Source organism: Pleurocapsa sp. CCALA 161 (assembly GCF_003003995.1).
Taxonomy (GTDB): Bacteria; Cyanobacteriota; Cyanobacteriia; order Cyanobacteriales; family Xenococcaceae; genus Waterburya.
Genome location: NZ_PVWF01000012.1, coordinates 1 through 18000 on the forward strand (window position 1 = coordinate 1; position 18000 = coordinate 18000).

The 18000-nt window shown below is 39.7% G+C and carries 15 protein-coding genes; 2 read left to right on the forward strand and 13 right to left on the reverse strand.

Going from position 1 to position 18000, the window contains the following annotated elements; genetic code table 11:
* Positions 1 to 42: 42 nt before the first annotated feature.
* Positions 43 to 782, reverse strand: a protein-coding gene (locus C7B62_RS04820; RefSeq protein ID WP_199194069.1) for an IS1 family transposase whose coding sequence is annotated in 2 segments (ribosomal slippage) — positions 43 to 497 and positions 497 to 782 — 741 coding nt in all. Because the reading frame shifts where the segments join, the coding sequence is not laid out codon by codon here.
* 63 nt (positions 783 to 845) lie between these two features.
* The gene (locus C7B62_RS04825; protein ID WP_106233489.1) at positions 846 to 1583 is read right to left on the reverse strand and encodes a hypothetical protein; all 738 of its coding nucleotides are present in this window, start codon (positions 1581 to 1583) and stop codon (positions 846 to 848) included.
* A 109-nt stretch (positions 1584 to 1692) separates the two neighbouring features.
* Between C7B62_RS04825 and C7B62_RS04830 the strand changes: the two genes are divergently transcribed.
* The gene (locus C7B62_RS04830; protein WP_106233490.1) at positions 1693 to 2316 is read left to right on the forward strand and encodes a ParA family protein; all 624 of its coding nucleotides are present in this window, start codon (positions 1693 to 1695) and stop codon (positions 2314 to 2316) included.
* Positions 2309 to 3202: a ParB/RepB/Spo0J family partition protein gene (locus tag C7B62_RS04835; RefSeq protein ID WP_106233491.1), complete on the forward strand. Its 894-nt coding sequence runs from the start codon at positions 2309 to 2311 to the stop codon at positions 3200 to 3202. Before C7B62_RS04830 ends, C7B62_RS04835 begins: the two co-directional genes overlap by 8 nt.
* A 97-nt stretch (positions 3203 to 3299) precedes the next feature.
* Here C7B62_RS04835 and C7B62_RS04840 read toward each other — a convergent pair whose 3' ends face one another.
* From C7B62_RS04840 to dgt, 11 genes are all read right to left on the reverse strand, one after another.
* Positions 3300 to 4622, reverse strand: coding sequence for an IS4 family transposase (locus tag C7B62_RS04840; protein ID WP_106233538.1), 1323 nt, complete (start codon positions 4620 to 4622; stop codon positions 3300 to 3302).
* 146 nt (positions 4623 to 4768) lie between these two features.
* Positions 4769 to 5191: a hypothetical protein gene (locus C7B62_RS04845; RefSeq protein ID WP_106233492.1), complete on the reverse strand. Its 423-nt coding sequence runs from the start codon at positions 5189 to 5191 to the stop codon at positions 4769 to 4771.
* Positions 5191 to 6756, reverse strand: coding sequence for a DNA phosphorothioation system sulfurtransferase DndC (gene dndC / locus C7B62_RS04850; RefSeq protein WP_106233493.1), 1566 nt, complete (start codon positions 6754 to 6756; stop codon positions 5191 to 5193). Before dndC ends, C7B62_RS04845 begins: the two co-directional genes overlap by 1 nt.
* Before the next feature lie 74 nt (positions 6757 to 6830).
* Positions 6831 to 7046 (reverse strand): hypothetical protein, encoded by a 216-nt coding sequence (locus C7B62_RS04855; protein ID WP_106233494.1) that lies wholly within the window; start codon positions 7044 to 7046, stop codon positions 6831 to 6833.
* 67 nt (positions 7047 to 7113) lie between these two features.
* Positions 7114 to 11406 (reverse strand): strawberry notch-like NTP hydrolase domain-containing protein, encoded by a 4293-nt coding sequence (locus C7B62_RS04860; RefSeq protein WP_106233495.1) that lies wholly within the window; start codon positions 11404 to 11406, stop codon positions 7114 to 7116.
* Between the two features lie 236 nt (positions 11407 to 11642).
* On the reverse strand, positions 11643 to 11858 hold the full coding sequence (locus C7B62_RS04865; protein ID WP_106233496.1) for a hypothetical protein: 216 nt from the start codon (positions 11856 to 11858) through the stop codon (positions 11643 to 11645).
* Between the two features lie 130 nt (positions 11859 to 11988).
* The gene (locus C7B62_RS04870; protein ID WP_106233497.1) at positions 11989 to 13083 is read right to left on the reverse strand and encodes an RRXRR domain-containing protein; all 1095 of its coding nucleotides are present in this window, start codon (positions 13081 to 13083) and stop codon (positions 11989 to 11991) included.
* A 383-nt stretch (positions 13084 to 13466) separates the two neighbouring features.
* Positions 13467 to 14597 carry a DNA polymerase III subunit beta gene (gene dnaN / locus C7B62_RS04875; RefSeq protein WP_106233498.1) on the reverse strand — a complete coding sequence of 377 codons (1131 nt, stop codon included), beginning with the start codon at positions 14595 to 14597 and terminating at the stop codon, positions 13467 to 13469.
* Positions 14581 to 15759 carry a hypothetical protein gene (locus C7B62_RS04880; protein WP_106233499.1) on the reverse strand — a complete coding sequence of 393 codons (1179 nt, stop codon included), beginning with the start codon at positions 15757 to 15759 and terminating at the stop codon, positions 14581 to 14583. The genes dnaN and C7B62_RS04880 overlap by 17 nt, the downstream gene beginning before the upstream one ends.
* Entirely contained in the window at positions 15759 to 16202 is a 444-nt protein-coding gene (locus tag C7B62_RS04885) for a hypothetical protein (RefSeq protein WP_106233500.1), read from the reverse strand. The genes C7B62_RS04880 and C7B62_RS04885 overlap by 1 nt, the downstream gene beginning before the upstream one ends.
* Before the next feature lie 268 nt (positions 16203 to 16470).
* Entirely contained in the window at positions 16471 to 17760 is a 1290-nt protein-coding gene (gene dgt / locus C7B62_RS04890) for a dGTP triphosphohydrolase (protein WP_199194070.1), read from the reverse strand.
* Positions 17761 to 18000 lie beyond the last annotated feature (240 nt).

Here is an 18000-nt window from a genome sequence, read left to right on the forward strand (position 1 = left end):
TTGACCCCTTTTTATTACCATCTAACCGCTACATTCAACCGTTTATCTTGCTTTCGAACCTCTTGTCACCCCGTGAGCAAGTAATGATTCATTGTAGTAATGAATAAAATACCAAATCGCACCAATGTGATTCTCTAATGATTTTGAAAAGGACAAGGTTTTTCGCACCAAACGAGATACTCGTTGACGCAACGTATTGTTGAATCGCTCAACGTAGCTGGTCTTACCCGTTTCTTTTCCAACCGCTCGATGTCGTTTGCTCGGTAGCACTGCCCCATACGCTGCCCAAAAGTCAGTGTAAACAATGGCGCATTGGCGATAGACCGCAGGCAAAGACGACCATAACTGGCGGGCTGCTGCTTCATCTCGCGCACCAATATAAACACCCACAATTTCACGAGTGTCTGCATCCAGTGCCAACCAAACCCATTGCTTGTTGCCTTTATGATCCACAAACGACCATAATTCATCACACTGAATTGTTAGTTTCCCCTTTTTTTGGGTGCGACTTGCACCTGGCGGGGCACCTTTGCATATTTATCATTGACATAGGTTTGCAGCCACTGTTCAGACACTCGGGTGGCACGAGCGATGCCAGCCAGCGAAATCCGTTCTAAGAGCAAACGGTCGACTAGGGATCGAGTCGCCAGGTCAATCACCTTTTTTGTTGGTTGGCTGACGAACTGCCGTCCGCAATCTTGGCATTTGAATCGCTGTTTACCATTATGGATGCGACCATTTTTAACTGTTTGGCAAGATACACAAATTGGACAGGATGGCATGGAAGGGTAACTGTAAGAAATTCTACTCCTCTATCATTACATCTAGAGCACTACCAAATTTTATTAGATGGGATTTTGGGCATTGTTACCGTGAGGACGACAGGCAAAATTTGCCAGTTCTACTAAAGTAGTTGCAGCCGTTTTATCTACCATTGGCACCACTAGTTCAAACTTCATATCTCGATCGCTGCTGTCTTGAATGGTGAAACCTTCGCCAACATAAAGCTCTTTAATCAGGTGAATTCCCCATTCTCTTGCCTTAATTTTGTTATTGAATAAGATATACAGTTCAAAAGATATTGGATTGTAGAAAACTCGGTTGCTTAATTTTTGGCGATCGTCATTACGATCTTCAATAAGCTGCTCGTCTTTGATCGATACTATCTTTTCTGGCGGCTGGGCTACCTCCCGATAGGCATTAATTAAAGCGGTGATATAGCCTGAGCGATAGCCTGTACCCTGCCAAAATTTATTGCAAGAATCTGGTCTGTGAAAACAAGTCTTGAGCCAATCAATACCGCCGCTAAGGGTAATTGTTTCGGTCAATTTAGGATACTGTTTAAGCTTTGTACTCATCACTTCAATCAATAGTTCAAAAGCTTCATCCTCGTCTAAATTTTCATTAAAGTGCTGATAGGCAGTTCCAGCGCAGGGAAAAGTTTTACCACGAAATTCTAGAGGATAATCTTGAGTTAAAACCCCACTTTTTCTAGCTGATTGGGTAAACAGGCTTAAGGCAGCAGCAAATGGAGTTTTGTCCCAGGAGTGGATGTTTAAGGGCGGCTTAATGGTAACGCTCATGTTTAATCAACAAGTGCGAAGCACCCTATCTTGCCAAATAAATTATAATTTATCGCAATTTGACATCGATCGAGTTAATATGAGCTAAGTTTTTAGCGGTTGAAAATAGATGAAAAAAATAATCGCTGTAGGTAATACCAAAGGTGGTGTTGGTAAAACAACCACTGCGGTTCATCTTGCTGACTGGCTTCAGAAGGTAAAAGGGAGCGAGGTTGTGTTCATAAATGCATCTTTTCAAACAGGGGTGCATGACTGGTTAGATGAACTAGAGATCTCCTATTATCAGGAAAAAGACCCAGATGAACTGTATGCTTTGGCAGAAAGTATCGATGCCGATTACGTAGTAATAGATCTTCCTGGGGCATCAGAAATAGTGAGAGAAGTTCTAGATTACTGTGATTTTATGCTAACCCCCGTTCAGCCTTCGGCACTCGACTTGAAAGACGGGATCAAAATGATTAACATAGTTCATCGCAAGCTAAAGCTCAGAAAAAACCTTCATGCAGCATTTTTTCTAAGTTTGGTCGATCTAAGGTCAAATGCAGCAGGTGATGCTCAAGCCTATTTCAACAAGCACAAAGTAAATCTTCTCGATACCAAGATTAGAAGACTCAAGTTAATTCGCGATTCTCCCTTGGTACTATCTACCGCATTTCGCCAAACAGATGCTGCTTCTAAATTAGTAGCTCAAGAATACGAAAGTTTATTTAAGGAATTTTTTGCTGATGCCTAGAAAAAACAAAGCAACCTTGGCTGATTTTGAGAGTCCAGAAATTGTTGAGAACACATTGTATCTCGACCAAATTGGACTATCAGATTTAAATCCCAGACGCTATTTCGACCCTGTAAAGATTCAGGAGCTTGCAGATTCATTTCAAGAACACGAGATGCTAACGAGTATCACAGTAAGACCAGTGAAAGGAAAAGATTACCCATATGAACTAGTAGCTGGTGAGCGTAGATATAGAGCTGCAAAATTACTGGGTTTATCAACAATTGAGGTAAAGGTTAGGGACTTGAGCGATCGCGCCTCTTTAGCTATTGCCATTGAGGAAAATAGTAATCGAGAAGATCTTAACCCCATAGAAGAAACTTGGGCAATTCTCCAACTAATTTGCTTGGATACTCAATTAGAAAAAGATGATGTAACTTCCCTTCTTTACAAAATGGTAAAAGGTCGGGATGTTCCGACCGATTTTCAAGAACAAGTCGAGTTGACTTTTGCTTCACTCAAAAACTTATCTTTGTCAACATTTGTCAAGGATCGCCTGCGTATACTCAAGCTTCCTGAAGCTATATTGTCGGCAATCGAAAGAGGAAGTCTAGATTATACTAAAGGGATTTTAATTGCCAGGATTAAAGACGAAACATGTCGAGATTCTTTACTACAAGAGGCTATAGAACAGAATCTTTCTCATGCTGAAATTAAAGTTCAAGTCTCGGAAATTCAAGGCAAAAAGCAATACGACCTTAAAGATTTACCTACTGACGAACTAGTAACCAATGTCAAGCAAACTTACAGCAAACTCTCTCGTAAGAAAGAACTATGGCATAATCCTAAAAATCGTCGCAAAATCGAGTCACTACTCAAAAGTCTAAATCAACTTTTAGAAGCTTAATCTATTGGTTATAAATTAGGTCGGGATATCCCGACCCAATTTAGTTTAATCGGATTAATAGTTCTCTAACCCAGGAATACAGCCCATTGGTCACAAGTTAAGCTTGTAAGCTAGTTATCAAAGGTGATTTAGGAGGAAATTGAAAGAAAAATTGGTCAGAACCTCTCTGTTTGTCAGGAAAAGGAGCAACTATGAGCTTTGGCTTTGGTTTTCGCTTTCTTTTAACAATCCCTAAACACTTCTGAATATCAGGATTAGCAAAATATTTAACGAGGTCAGAAGCCTCTCCCCGACAGGAAGCACCATGAAAATAATAAAGACCACGATAAATCATTTCTAAGGAAATACGATCCAAAGGAAGAGAAATTTCATCAGCTACAGCATCTCCTAAATCTACTAAAACGGCGTAGAATAGCCAAGTCGCCCAGATTTGTAGTTTAATGCCATTAATTGAACCAGTCCAAAGATAACTTAACCCTAAAAGTCGTTTGACAGTATTAAAAGCATCTTCAATTCGCCAACGTTTTTGATACAAATCGATGACAACATAGGGAGGTAAGATTTCAGGCTCAAGCACTGAAGTTAAATAAGAACGCCAAACTGTACCAACCCTGACTTCAATTAAACGAAGAGTAACAATGGGAGTTTTTTTGGTTCCCGAACCTATTTTAACCAGACGATCTCGTAAATCATAGCCATTGGTAAAAACTTGTTGATATTGAATAGCAGCATTAATCTTTCTGCGAGTAATAAAGTGAATTTCTTTATCGATTAATTGTTGCCAAAACAGAAAATGATAAAATCCCCGATCTAGTAACAACAAGGTCTTGGCTGAAACTAGTTCTAACAAATTGTCTTCAAAACGGGTATCTGAAGCACGGGGGTTTTCCGCAAACCAAATTGCCATAGGCAATCTTGTAACCAAATCAATCGCGACTCCCATCTTTCCAGCTAATGTGCCAGTTTTCACCTCTTCTAAACTTTTAAGTTTGCAAAATAAAGCCTCTAAAGTTGAACCGTCTGCTACCCAAATGTTCTCAAACTTAGACAAAGTAAATTGAACACTTTCGGGTAATGGTCGATTGTGACGGGCTGACCATCTGGCTTTCAGACGAGGTAAAATTTCATGAAAGATTCTCTCGAATAAAACGGCAGGAAAAGTCAAAAATCTTTGAGATAAGGCTTGTTGACTCACTTTGGTGGGATTACACCATAAAAATCCTTCGGTTTCGAGTAATCGACCTAATTCGCTTACCCCAGGAACATCTCGCCATAATAAAGTCAAAACCGCAGCCACCATCAACGGAAGTGTCAGAATCCTATCTCTAAGTCCCAATTCTCGGAAAAAACCCGACTGCGATGTGATTACTGGAGTTAGCAGAGCGGTTAAATGTTCGGCAATAACTCGATCTTCCACCATTGGTCGTTGAGTTTTTTTGGCGTGGTCTCGATTCAGCCTTTTGGTTTTACTCATGGAGAAATTAAATTCTTCAATTACCTATTCTCTATGAGTTTTACACGATTCTTTCGTTTTCTTGACTTGGTTCTGATTTTCTTAACTTGTGACTAATGAATACAGCCAGTAAATCTAGTTTCAGACTCATAAGAGATTAGTGTCACTTGTTCGCCAAGATGATGGATTTCTATCAGCATCTTAAGTTCCTGAATTTGCTGAATTAAAAGATTAAAAGAATTTAGATCTCGAACCTGTTCTGTATCCGCATATAAATTTAGCAGTTGACCTGCTAAGTTGATTTTCTCGTAAGAGCATTGGGCGATCGCTATTAGTTTTGACTCAGTTTCTGCTTTAACCTTTTTGCGACTGCGGTTCCAACGGATTGAATGAAATAGTTGATAGTAATCTTGCTGATACTTGATGATTTCTTGGAGCAGCATGGCAACTCGATCGTAGACTTCTGCTTTGTCGGTTATTTGGCAGAGTTCAACCAGCTTTAATGCGATACTTGCTCCTGCTTGAGTTACGAACATTATTGGAATCTGAGAATTTTATTCTTGGGTATTGGGCGATTGGTTAGTTTGAGAAAGGCAATCCTAAAGGACATTGTACCCTTGTGGTATACCGCTTCGCGACGCGGAGCTAGTCCTTTAGGGCATATAGTAGAAGCTGCTTTATCGATATTTTTAGCCTGTTTACTTTTATAGCCAAGATAAATTTCTGATTCTTGACTTATTTTTTGCTGCTTAATTTGCTGGTTTAAAGCTTGATAAATTCCCTGTCGCTGATTTATGGCTTGGTGTTTGGCTTCGACATTAAGTAGTGATGCGATTAGCTTGGCTTCTGGTTCATCGACAATTTCTTTTGCAGTCTGCCAAAAATCATTGTCAAGCTTATTAACCAAACGTTCGGGGGCGAGTTCGGAGTATTCTTTTTCCATTACAGACTGATAGATTTTTGGCAGAATATCTTCAATTTCATGATGATAAGTTAGCCATAAATAGCGAATCTGCGACAGTTCCTCCAGGCTAATCAATTCAAAATCTCGGTACTGTTTGGGGGCATTGGTTTTAATTTGTTTTTGAGCTTGAAGAAGTCTGGTTAATAAGGCAGTCCGAAAGTTTTGATGGTATTTTCCTGGAGTGGGTTCGAGATTGATCTGAGAATTGACTTTGTTAAAGTGAAATTGAACGCCTTTTGTGGTTAATCTCAGATGGCGATCGCTATTGTTGCTATTAGCTAGGATTTCTCTTAACTCCAGCAAAGGCTCTAGCCATTCATTTTTCTCAGAGTTTTCAATCATTGAAGTCAAGCTATGCTCGGAACTTGCTACAGTGCAAACGTAACAGCCAAACCTAGATTTTCCGCAGCTTGTGGTATTTTCTTCAACGACTAAAGGGCATTCTGCGCTATTAGTAGCCCCACGATAGATTTGAAAAAGCTGTTGATTACTGCCGCCCCACGGATTCTCTACCTGCAATAGATATTGCCAAACTTGATTGGTTGTCCAATCTGCAATGGGAGTATAGATGGTGCAGTTAAGTAAGGAACTACTAGGGGAGAGATTTTGCTCTAGGGCAGAAGCTTGATGCTTTTCTATTGAGGTTTTACGCTTGATAGACTCATCTTTTCTCACGCCCAAAGTGAGGATTGATTCACCGTATTGAGAAACGTGCTGTTTGATAAAGCGATCGCTTGGATCGATCTTGAGCCTGGGAGTACACCAGCGATGTCGGTAAGTTGGTCTGGCATATCCTTTACCAATGCTCAAAACCCAAAATGAATTATCGATTGTTGGCTTGAGCAGATGTGCCTTAAAAGGCATTAGATATTTTTCTGCTCCTGCATTTAACTGCTGAATAGATTGACGGCAGAAATTAGCGATAATGGGATTTTCTACTCCTGTATCGGTAGTAATCACATTAATGTTCTTATGTCTTTGTTCGGGAGAAAGCTTGGCGATCGCTTGCCAAATTAGCTGTAGGGTACAGCTACTGTCTTTTCCCCAACTACAGCCAACTATCCAAGGAATATTATCTCGCAGGTAAAGATATTGAATTTCGGCTGTAGTAGCGTTAATAAGGTGGTGTAACTCCATGGTGAATTAAATAGCTAAGTTCTGTGAAGGTAAAGACTGAGTGGAATTGAATAATTGGATGCTTTTAATCTGGTTCATGGGTTTGATGCGTGGTTTGATAGTGCTATTTTGGTATTAGCTTCGTTTTTTAAGTGGAGGAAATAGCGATTGTTTTCTTTAGTTAGAGCTAAAATTTCTCCAGTATTTAAAGCGTTAATCGCTTCATTTACGTCCCAGGATTTACCTTGGCTATCCCAAGGATTATGGGAAATAATTTTGGCGATCGCTTTTCTGTTGTTAATAATTTTCACAAGTAAAAGACCTCTTGCTTTAGGGCGAATGCCGCAGGCAAGAGGTCTTCTATCTCATCTATATTCCTCAGCAATTATTGACGATTTTCTCGATTAGAGCAATAGCTTTCTCTATTGGGATAAATACTCTTTGCTGCCAGGAGATGCGTTCGCTAGTGCAGCCTATGGCTATTAACTGCTGATAAACTGAATCATTCCAGCCCATCACTTCAATACGTTCGCTACCCATTACTTTAGAAAGCCTGAGTCTTAATATATCTGTAACTTTAGCAGCCTGTCCGCCGATAACTCGCTGGTAGATTGTTTCGGGTGTAGTTTCAATTTCTTGATTAAACTCTTTAAAGACATTCTCTATTGAGTAATCTGAAATTACGCGACCGAGAATCGCTTCGCCATCATCGGTAACAATGCGTCTAACTTTTAAATCTCCCTGTAAGCGATCCCAGATTGGTAGCAACAAGCCGCTAATGATGTAGTAGCTAGTGGTACTGTATTTTGGTAGCTCATTTAGTCTTAACTGCCATAGACGTGAAAACTCTGCTTCTGTAATCGGTTTCCAGTTTGATTGTTGAAATTTTGCTAATTCCTGTTTAGATACAGAGTCTGGACGCTTAAGATGGATCTGCTCGATGCTTTTGCCAGTTTTGGCACAGGTTTCACTCCAAATAGGAACCGCATAAGCAACGTTATTCGATCTTTCATTAAAAACTAGCTGTGCGGTAGAATGTTGTGTTACTTCAACCAGAGCCTGCTGGAAGCTGGTATATTCAATAATATTTTCTTGAATTACTCGGTTGGCGACAGTTTTGGCTTTTGATTCAGAATCTTGCCAGAGATCTGATTTCTCTACTACTTGAATGCTGTGGGCATTGATTGTTTCTACTCCAGTTTGATAGTGGCCTGATTCTTTTGCTTCTGCGATATTTTCTTTGATGCGGCGATCGAGATGTTCAAACAGATAATTTTGTAGATCTACTTCAAGTGCCAGTAAACGATTGAGAAAACGATTCATTGGAGGAGTAGGCAGTAAGGCTCCTTCATACTGCAAATGTAGTCCAGTTTTGGCTTCTAAAGTTTCTAGGCTACACTCAGGCAATGCTCCAAGTCTGATTTGGCTAATCAAGGTTGATAATGCAGCTTGAGCGTATTCATTATTTAAGCTGTCTTCTGCTTTAAATAGACCGTTATTGCCTGTTTCTGCTTGACCTTTGGTGATGGCTCCAAGAGTTGCCAGTCTTTGAGCTATCGAACTGGTAAATCGCTTTTGTCCTTTAACATCAGTTGTTACCAGAATATAGACTGGAGGCTGCGCCTGGTGAGAGCGGTGAGAGCGCCCAAAGCCTTGAATTGCATCAGTTGCGTTCCAGCCAGACTCGACTAGATAGTGCTTGCGCAGACGCTGATTGGGAATTTTTAGTGAGGCATGATAAGAGCGTCCCGTTCCTCCTGACTTGGAGAATGTGAGAATTTGTACTTCATCATTTTGGAACTTCTCAGCATCAGCGATATTGGCATTTTGATCTCGCTTTTTGGCGCGAATTTTAGTTTGTTCATTATCCTCATATTTTTCTAGCCTTAATGAGCGACCAGTTATTTCTGCTATATTTTCGTAGCCGAAGTAGAAGATTATTTGATCTAAAGCTGAATGGATGGTTGGTAGCTCCATAATCTTGATAATTAATGCTTCTTTGAGCATCACAGCCTCTTGATTGAGGATTTTATTATCTTGAGCGTCTTTGGCATAGCTGGTATAGGTATGACCGTCTTGTTCAATAGTTTCCATTAGGTACACTGGGAAGCTGTTGTTGAGAAAGTCTAGGATGTAAGATCTAGGGGAAATATCGATTTTAAGATCGTTCCACTCCTCAACTGGGATTGCCTCTAAAGTTCTTTGCAGCATAGCTTCATTAGTTGACGTAATCTGAAGAATTGGCGCAAATCCTGCGGCTATATCTGCCTCTATTGCGGCAATTAAACTGGGACTGCTCATGGAGATCAATAGCTGATTGAAAAATCTTTGCTTGATTGATTCAAAAGCTGAGTAAGCTGTGCCTTGGGCAGCAGTTAAAGAGCTTTCTTCATTAGTGCAAGTACAGCTAAGTGCTTCGCTTATATTGTTGTGAATGATTTCAAAAGCTTTGGCATATTGGTTATAAATTTCAACCTGTTCTGGTGTTAGTTTATGTTCGAGGGTTTGATATTCAATTCCTTGGTAGCTAAGAGATCTGGCTAGATATAGTCCTTGAGCTTTAAGTTCTCGTGAGATTATCTCCATGGCGGCAATACCGCTATTGCCGATTTTCTCGATAAATACTTTGCGATCGCTAAAAGCACTGTTTTGAGTCCCCCATAGACCTAAACGTTCGGCATAGGCTAAGTTTTGGATTTTACTGGCTCCTGTGGCACTGACGTACATAATTCTGGCATTGGGTAGCTGATGCTGAATCCTCAGTCCTGCTAATCCCTGAAGACTAGCTTTTTGCGTCCCTCTAGTACCTTTAGTGGGCAAAGCTCCTGCCATGGCGTGACACTCATCAAAGGCAATGATCCCAGCAAAATCTTCTCCAAGCCAGTCGATAATTTGCTTTAGGCGTGACTGATTTTTGGTGGTTTCTGGTCTAGCTAAGGTGCGGTATGTTGTGAACAGGATGCCTTCATTTAGATCGATCTTTTGGTTTGGTTTAAAGCTTGATTGGCAGATGATTTGTTCTGATTTACCGCCTAAATCCTGCCAGTCTCGACGGGCATCCTCGATTAAATTGGGGGATATTGAGAGCCAAACTGCTTTAGTTCTTCCCTGGAGCCAATTATCTAAAATTACTCCTGCTATTTGTCTACCTTTGCCAATTCCAGTACCGTCTCCACAAAGATATCCTTGCCGTTCTTGACGAGCATCAGGTTCGGCATATGGGTAATGACGCACTTTATTATTTTCATCAATCTTGACCCATTTATTGAGTAGTTTACTATGGGCTTCTCCTGCTCTGATGATGGTTTCAAGCTGAATATCTGAAAGTATTCCCTGTTCAATAATCTGTTTGGGCAACAGCGGCTGATAGCTACAGCTTGGGGACTGAATTGATGCCATGGCGATGGATTCTACTGCATCTGTAGGATGGCTTTGGCAACCAGACAGTTTTATCCCCTCAATTTGGTAGGGAGCAAAGAGTCCTTGGGGTTGGCTCAGTTCTTTATTCCAGTGATTTTGGATATATTTAACTGGTTCGACTTCGCTCCAGTTGACTTTTGCTTCAGTTTTAGCTTCCACCTCTACTTTGGGAACAGTTATTGCAGTTCGGGGAAATGGAATTATATTGGTCGTTTTTGGAACAGAACTTAGATCGAATAGACTTTCTTGTTCTACTATGGGAGCAGCTTTAGCTGCGATCTTTAACTGCTTTGATCTAGGTGGCACTTGAGCTATTATTTGGCTTAAGTCGGTCAAATTCATGCAGGGCATGGTTTCTATGAATTGCCGAGGGCTAGCGACTGGAATTTTATCGATTACTGTAATTCTTGTATCCACGGTAGTGCCTTGCTTGGCATATATATTTCCCTCTACACCAACTGAGGCGATCACAGTTGCTTTGGACTGTAGCTGGTCAAATTTTCTGCGCCAAATCGGATTGTTTGGTCGGATAGAATCTTGGCAAATCATCACTAATCTTCCGTAAGGTTCTAATCGGTTTAACGCGCTATTTAGATGTTCAAATATTACGCTAGAGCCTTTAACATCACGGTTGAGATAGCTAGAAAAGGGCGGGTTCATTAGCACTACCGTGGGTCTTACCCCAGGATTTAAGCGATCGTTAATCTGCTCGGCATTATGCTGGGACACTCTGGCTTCGCAAAACAGATTATCTAAAGCTGCCGCTCGCAGGGGATCGATTTCATTGAGAACCAACTCATAGCAGTTCATGGCGGCAAATACTGCTAGTAATCCGTTTCCAGCAGAAGGTTCGAGGACAATATCCTGATTGTTTATTTGAGCTGCTTGATTGGCAAGATAAGATAAAGTGACTGGAGTAGAAAATTGCTGTAGTTTTTCTGATTTATCGCTGCGTTTGTTGTGGGCCGTATAGAGTTTTTCTAGACCAATTAAATCTTCTAAATTTACTTGGGAATTTTGGCGTTGATAGCTAATTAGGTAGTTGACCAGACCAATCTCTACTGCTTCATAGGCTTCTTTCCAAACCCAATACCCATCAGCATCAGAACCGCCGCAAGCTTCAGTCATGATGGTTTTTAACTGATAGACCGATACTTTTTCTTGGCGCTGGAAACTTTTATAAATTAAAGCCCCGGCATTAATCAAGCTGTTGATTTTGCTAGGGACTAGATTAGAATATTGTGCCTGCATAAGTTATTAGTTCGGATATAATTTTCCGACTAAGTTCGCAGAACTTGTCTTATGGCAATAGTTTTCTTGTATTTGATAGTGAGGACAAATCTTGGCAAAATTGTCATTTTGTTGCCAGGTATTCCACGTAGCTTGGTTTATGTCTGCGTCACAGTCGTGAGGATAAGATTCTGGTTCAAAGAAGGTTTCAGCAATTAATTCGCCAGCAAACCAGCAACAGTCTTCCCAGGACTTTTCTATGATTCCTCCTGACGGTAAAGAACGATCGCTCGGTTAATATTTGCCTCAATTCTGGGAGACACTTGAGGGTTGGTGGTAAAGTCTTCCAGATATTCTTCGGCTGCTTCGGCGATAAACCCAGCGATTACATCTGCGGGAATGTCTGCATTATCCGTGTAGAGATAATTTTCGGCGGCATCGTTTACTTGGTCTTTTGTTAATGGTGTTTGCATAGGTGGCGATAAAATATCGCCAAATTGCGAATGCAATTTCCGCTAATCAAGTTCTTGCTTTGATCGGGATTGATTTGTTGATTGCTCTTTAGCCGCATCTACTTGTCCGCATGTAGGAGAGCCAGCAGGGTTAAGCAACACATAGTCCATTACTCCTTCTTAACAAATTTGTTTTTGACACAGAAAATTGCCCTAGTCGTTTCCAACTAACGTTATAAATACTGACTACTTTATTTACTTCTGAATAGCCGCCGATATAACCTTTGACAGTTTTCTTGCCTTTGGTTGTAATCACTAAATCTCCACTTCTAAAACCAAATGGCGTAACCGTTCCACCTTTTCGCTTTCTAATACCTCCTTTGCTCTTGTTTTCAAAGTGTAATTGTCTTCGATATAACTGAGGGCGAGATATTACTTTGAATGGTGCGTTACTTAACTGGATTGAACCAACCCAGTGATGACCATGACTATTAACAGATCGAAAAGGCTTGTACTGAATAAATCTACTAGCTGCGAGGCTTATACCATCATTGGCATGGGTAGATACATCTTGGATAGATTTATCGTCTTTGTTTTTAGCCAAGCCTAGATGTTTTCTAATGTTGCTAGTCTTCCAACCTTCTAGTCTATGAGTTGATGCAATGGTAGGTAGTTGTTTTAGCATCCACTTCTGACCTACCATTACAGGCGAGAAACCTTTATTGCCTTTTGCTTTGACATATTCATATACGATTTCAGCGACAGGAAATAATTTGGCTAACTCTTTGACAATGCGTAATTCCAACTGGCGATTAGCTCGAATACTTGGAGGTAGCTTACTGCCCCTGCGATTGTCGAATCTCTTCTCTCTATGCGCTCTATTAACAAAAGGAATATTATGATTAATTCTTCTGCCACGTCTAGCGCGACGTAGTATTTTCTGAGTTTGTTTTCTAGCAATTACTCGCTTGAATGGCAACAGCACATGAGCAGTAAATAGAACTGCTTTACTACTGACTGCTGCTATGCCAGAAAACAATTTGCCTGGATCTATACCTACTACTATCTTTTGAGTTTCAGTACCACTTGGTTCTACAAGTAGTTGAACACAGAAAATCTTAAGGTTGTTCCATACTGGTTTTGCTTTGCCAGCAGCTATCCATTTTCTAGCTCGGACGCTAGTTGTAGGCATTAACGGTTCACCTGATGGTGATAAAACTGGTACTCGTATCTTTTCTGTTGTCATAGGTATAACCCCTAATAATAGACGTCGCGTTTTTTGTCCTAAAGGATAAGCTTCGCAAATGGGAAGCTTGCCACAAAAAAGCCAACTAGTTGTGTGTCCCTTCCAGCACTTAATCCAAAATGTCCCTTCTTCAGGCGACTACTCCCAGTAGTCTTGTAGATAAACTGCACGGCGGAAGCCTTCTTCCGCCGTGCAGTCGTTGACCAACCGAGGGAAGTGGCTGGCAGTACGTATCAGGATTAAGCTCGTGCTGTAGTGCAATTCTTAGTCGCTAACTGGGTTTAGCAAGCCCAGGCTCTCCCGAAGGGAAGCGTCGGGTAATTGACAATCAATTCGCATTGTTGATCCCATATTTCTATGCTTTCTTCATGGTTTATTTTGAGTTATTTCCTTACTTGAACTGGCATGATTATATGTTGGGCTGGCTCTGGAACTAGGTTCTGAATCTCAATGGGTTGGTTTGGCTGATTTATCAATATTTTAACTTCACTCCCTGGTAGAGATTTTAAAGATTTGAGCAGATAATCATGGTTCAAGGTTATGGTTTGAGCTTGAATATTTCCTAGCAAGTATCCTGATTGAGTTTGATTGCCGTTGGCGATGCCAGGTGTTTGAGCCTGAATATTTATTTGCTGTTGACTTGGGCTGATGGTGATACTTACTAAGTTATCTTGGGCAACGCTATTTACTAGAGTTAGGTTTTTAATCATCTGCTGGCGATCGACAATAGCCTGAATTTCAAACTCGTCAGGGATTAGCTTCTCGTATTGAGGATAATTTCCTAAGATTTGGTTACAAGTAAGGACAAATTTGTCCGTTGAGAACTCAACCAAAGTTTCGTCGAAAGTCAGAGTTATTATGCTGGAGTAATCGGCTTTGAGCAGAGTACTCAGCAGGTTCATTGTCTTGCTTTGAATTATCAACTCAAATTCTTTTGCTGTATTATCTAAATCTACTTCCGTTTCCAAAGCCGCTAGCTGATGTGCGTCTGTGGCGCAGAACTTGAGCAGTTGGCGTTTGTTTTCTCTGACTAGCTTGAGATTGATTCCAGTTAGAATTTGTTTTGAGAGTTCTTTTGAAGCACAGTGTAAGGTTTGCTCGATTCCAGCTAGTAAATTTTCCCGCTTCAATTTGATTGAAATAGATTTAGATTCTAGCTGTGGCAGGGTGATAAATTCATTAGCAGAGATAGTCTTCAAGCAAATTGTTACAGAATCACTTTTGATTATTAACTGGTCTTTGTGCAGCAAAATCTCTATTGCTTTGTTCTTAATTTTTTCTACTAGGTTTTTTAAGTCCCAGGCACAAACGGTTATTTGTGCGTCTTTTGAGACTTGAGCTTCTAGGGTCAAGCAAACTAATTGACTGCCATCAAAGGTAGTTAGTTTTAACTCGTTTTTCCTGGCTTCAAGCAGAACGTTATTGAGGATTGATGGCTGAAGATTTCTTTTGAGATTGCTGCAAACTATGATTAAAGCAGTTTGTAAGCTGTAGGTGTTAATTATTAGTTGCATGGTTAATGTATTTATTTTTGCTTGGTTTAACAAACTTTTTGGCGATTGCGAAAAATTCCTCTAGGGAGATGATTTCAAATTCGCGATCGTATTCGTCGATATCTCCTTGAGATTTAGTAATCTGTCCCCACCAGGCAACCTTTAGTTCATAGCCATAGTCGATAATTAGAGCGGCAGCTTTTTGATACTGGATTAATACCAATCGATTGAGGACTGCACCAGCATCGGCATAGAACAAGACACGATTGCTATTCGTTAGCAGACTTGCTCGATCAAGATAGACTTTTAACTGTTGGGGAGAACTGGCAAACATCCCGCCACTGGCACCGATAACTACTTGGTTGAGTTTATTGGCAGTATGAATTGCTTTGAAGCCCACGCCTTCAACGATACCTATATAGCTAGATTTGATTTCATCAATGGGCAGGTAGAAGCCAAGGGGAATTTCTTCGTATTCTTTTAAATGAACGCTAAACTCTGCTGATTTTGCCCAGAGATAGCGTAAATTAGTAGCAAAATCCAAACGAGTTTGCCAGCCTAAATATTGCTGTCGCTCATTGCGGATGGGGATTAGTAACCCGCTATACTTATTTACTAAAGACAAGCCATCAGGGGATATTCCTGCCAAACAAGGACTAACTTTATTGGTTAGCTTTTGCTTGTAGTCTAAAGATTTAAACTGATAATATACCTGATGGCGATCGCTAAAGCCTCTTTGGTACAGAGCTTGTTTGTGTTTTGCCTTTAGCTTTAGCTGTTGAAGTAGCTTAGATATTTCAAGATCTCTTTCTTCAATAGAAAGTAGATTTTGATAATTAACTTGTTCGATTTGTCTGACTAATCTTGGCTTTGACCTGGCTATAACTTTTTTGAGCTGATGGTTGTTAGAACTTTGATGTAAGAATTCAGACCAGATTACTGAAAGTTCTGCCGAAAGTTCTTGGGTTATATATTTACCCCACAGCAGATTATGAGTTTCACCACAGTATTTATATCCAGGTAAATCTCCGCGATAATTCATGCAGAAATACTGCATATCTATTTTTTCTTCTCCACCGGGAAGATCGAACGTGGTAATTTTGCTTTTGCAGCGATATTTAGTATTACCGCAGCAGGGACATGGATTATGTCGATTGCAGGCAAAAAAGGGATTTTTTGCCATTATGCTGCAACTTTATTTTTTATCAGGTATTCACCAAGATTTTGATAACCTAATTCTCTTAGTACTCTGTAACCATGCTTGCAGCAGCCGCTGCCGAACTGCTCCTGCTGTTTCTGGAAATCTCGGCATTTACATTCAACTCCAATGTCAGTTACTCGCACGGGATACTTTGAGTTAGTTTCCAGATTGGAAACTAGATATACGTTGCCGTATTTAGTTGTATTCAGTTTGAGATTTTTGCTTCTTTCTTGTCTGCTTGTAGCAAAGTCTTCGGTAAATAAGCGAGTAGGCAATATATACTCTTGCTGCTTGGTTTTTACCGTAACAGTCATATTGTCGTTAACTTTGACTAAAGATACCGTTAAAGCAGGTATCTTTAAAATTCGTTCGGCAGCACTTGCAGAGAAGATGAAGTTGATTTGATTAATTTTATGAGAGTTCATGTTGTTTTAATGTTTTTTTTAAAACAACAGTGAAACTGATCCCCTTTAATAATTGCTAACTTCCTTAATTATCCGTTCCAGTTTCCCACCAGGACAAACACCAGTAAAGAAAGGATGATTGTCTAGTATTTCTGTCAGTTCTTGGTTTGATGCACCGCTAGATTAATAGTTTCACCTAGTTGCGAAGAATCGTGACTGGGTTTTTTGTTGGAGACGCGATCGCTTTTTCAAGGTAATTTTGTTCCCATTTCGGTCAAAATTTATTTCTTCAAATTCTCCTATCATAAATTACTTCTAAAGATGATGAGCCAAAATACGTTTTATATTCTTGCATTGCAAATGAATCCATCATTCCTGCAAGATAATCTATTACTACTCGTTTTTGCGTTCTCTCTTTATCTTCTTCTTGAGATTGACTGATAATCGATCTTAATTCAGGAGGTAATAATAAACTATTTTTATTGAATTTTGGATCTGTATAGACTTCAAAAAGACCTCTAATAATTCGTTCTCCTTGCTTCTCATAAAGTTGAACGTGATTTTTTCGTAAGAGTGCTTTAAATACTAACTTTTTAAGTCCTTCTGCTAATTTACTCAAGCTCTTGTATCCAAGCTCTTTTGCTCCAGTCTTAGATTCGACAATGCCAATATCACTTATTAATTTGTGAACAATATTTGAGGTTATTTTTTTTCTCAAAATAAATGAATATTCTTCTGATGTATCAAGCCTATTTGCTCCCCATGCAGCGTCTCTCGCATCTGTAGCTATTTCATTAAATATTTCACTAGCTTCGTTAAATGATTCATTAATTTTAAATTCATACATCATTTCGCTTAATGTAATAAAGCCAGAGCTAAGAGCATCTTCTAAATCGTGAGCAGCATAAGCAATTTCATCAGCTAAATCCATTATTTGAGCATCAATACTCTTTTGAATATCTGGAAGCTTTTTATTGGCAATCTCTTGTTTCAAGAAATAATAATCTTCATCGTATAAAAACTTTTTAACACCATCTATTCTTTTGTCAAAATATTTAGTAACTCCAAAAAGAGTTCTTAAAGTCAAATTAAGTCCAGGATAAGAGGAGTGTTTTTTTTCTAAATAACGAAGAATTCTAAAAGTTTGAGCATTTCCCTCATAACCACCAATATCTTTAGCTAAATCATTTAAGACTTCTTCTCCTGCATGACCAAAAGGCGGATTTCCAAGATCGTGTGCTAGAGAACAGGTTTCAGCAATCACTGGATGCTCTAAATTCAAGTCAGAAGCTATACTTCGAGCAATTTGGGCGACTTCTAAGCTATGAGTTAGTCTATTTCTATAAAAATGGGTAGAATCTACGCCTAACAATTGCATTTTGCCTTGCAAACGACGAAAAGAAGAGGAATACAAAACCCTACCGTAATCTCTAGCATATTCATCTCTGTGTTCGTCATTACAACTTTCATGCTCTCTATAATTGAAATGTTGAATTTTTTTTTCTAAATCTTTAGCAAAAGCAATTACCTCCCGATCAAAGCGACTCATCAAAAAATACTCTCCCTTAATAATTTTCATTTCCTACTGCGTCAGCCCATAACGCTCGATTAGCTTTGCTAATGCCAACTTTCAAGTTCATCTTGATATCAAATATTCATTGGTGATGAAATTTCGTCGCAGATACTATGGACTTCACTTCAATCTTCGACATTAATTTTTTAAACCGGTGTGATATAGATCAATATAAGAGAGAGATCGCTCCTCTACGGTAAGATAAAAACAGCCTCAATTTATTATTGTCTACATCAAAGAAACAAT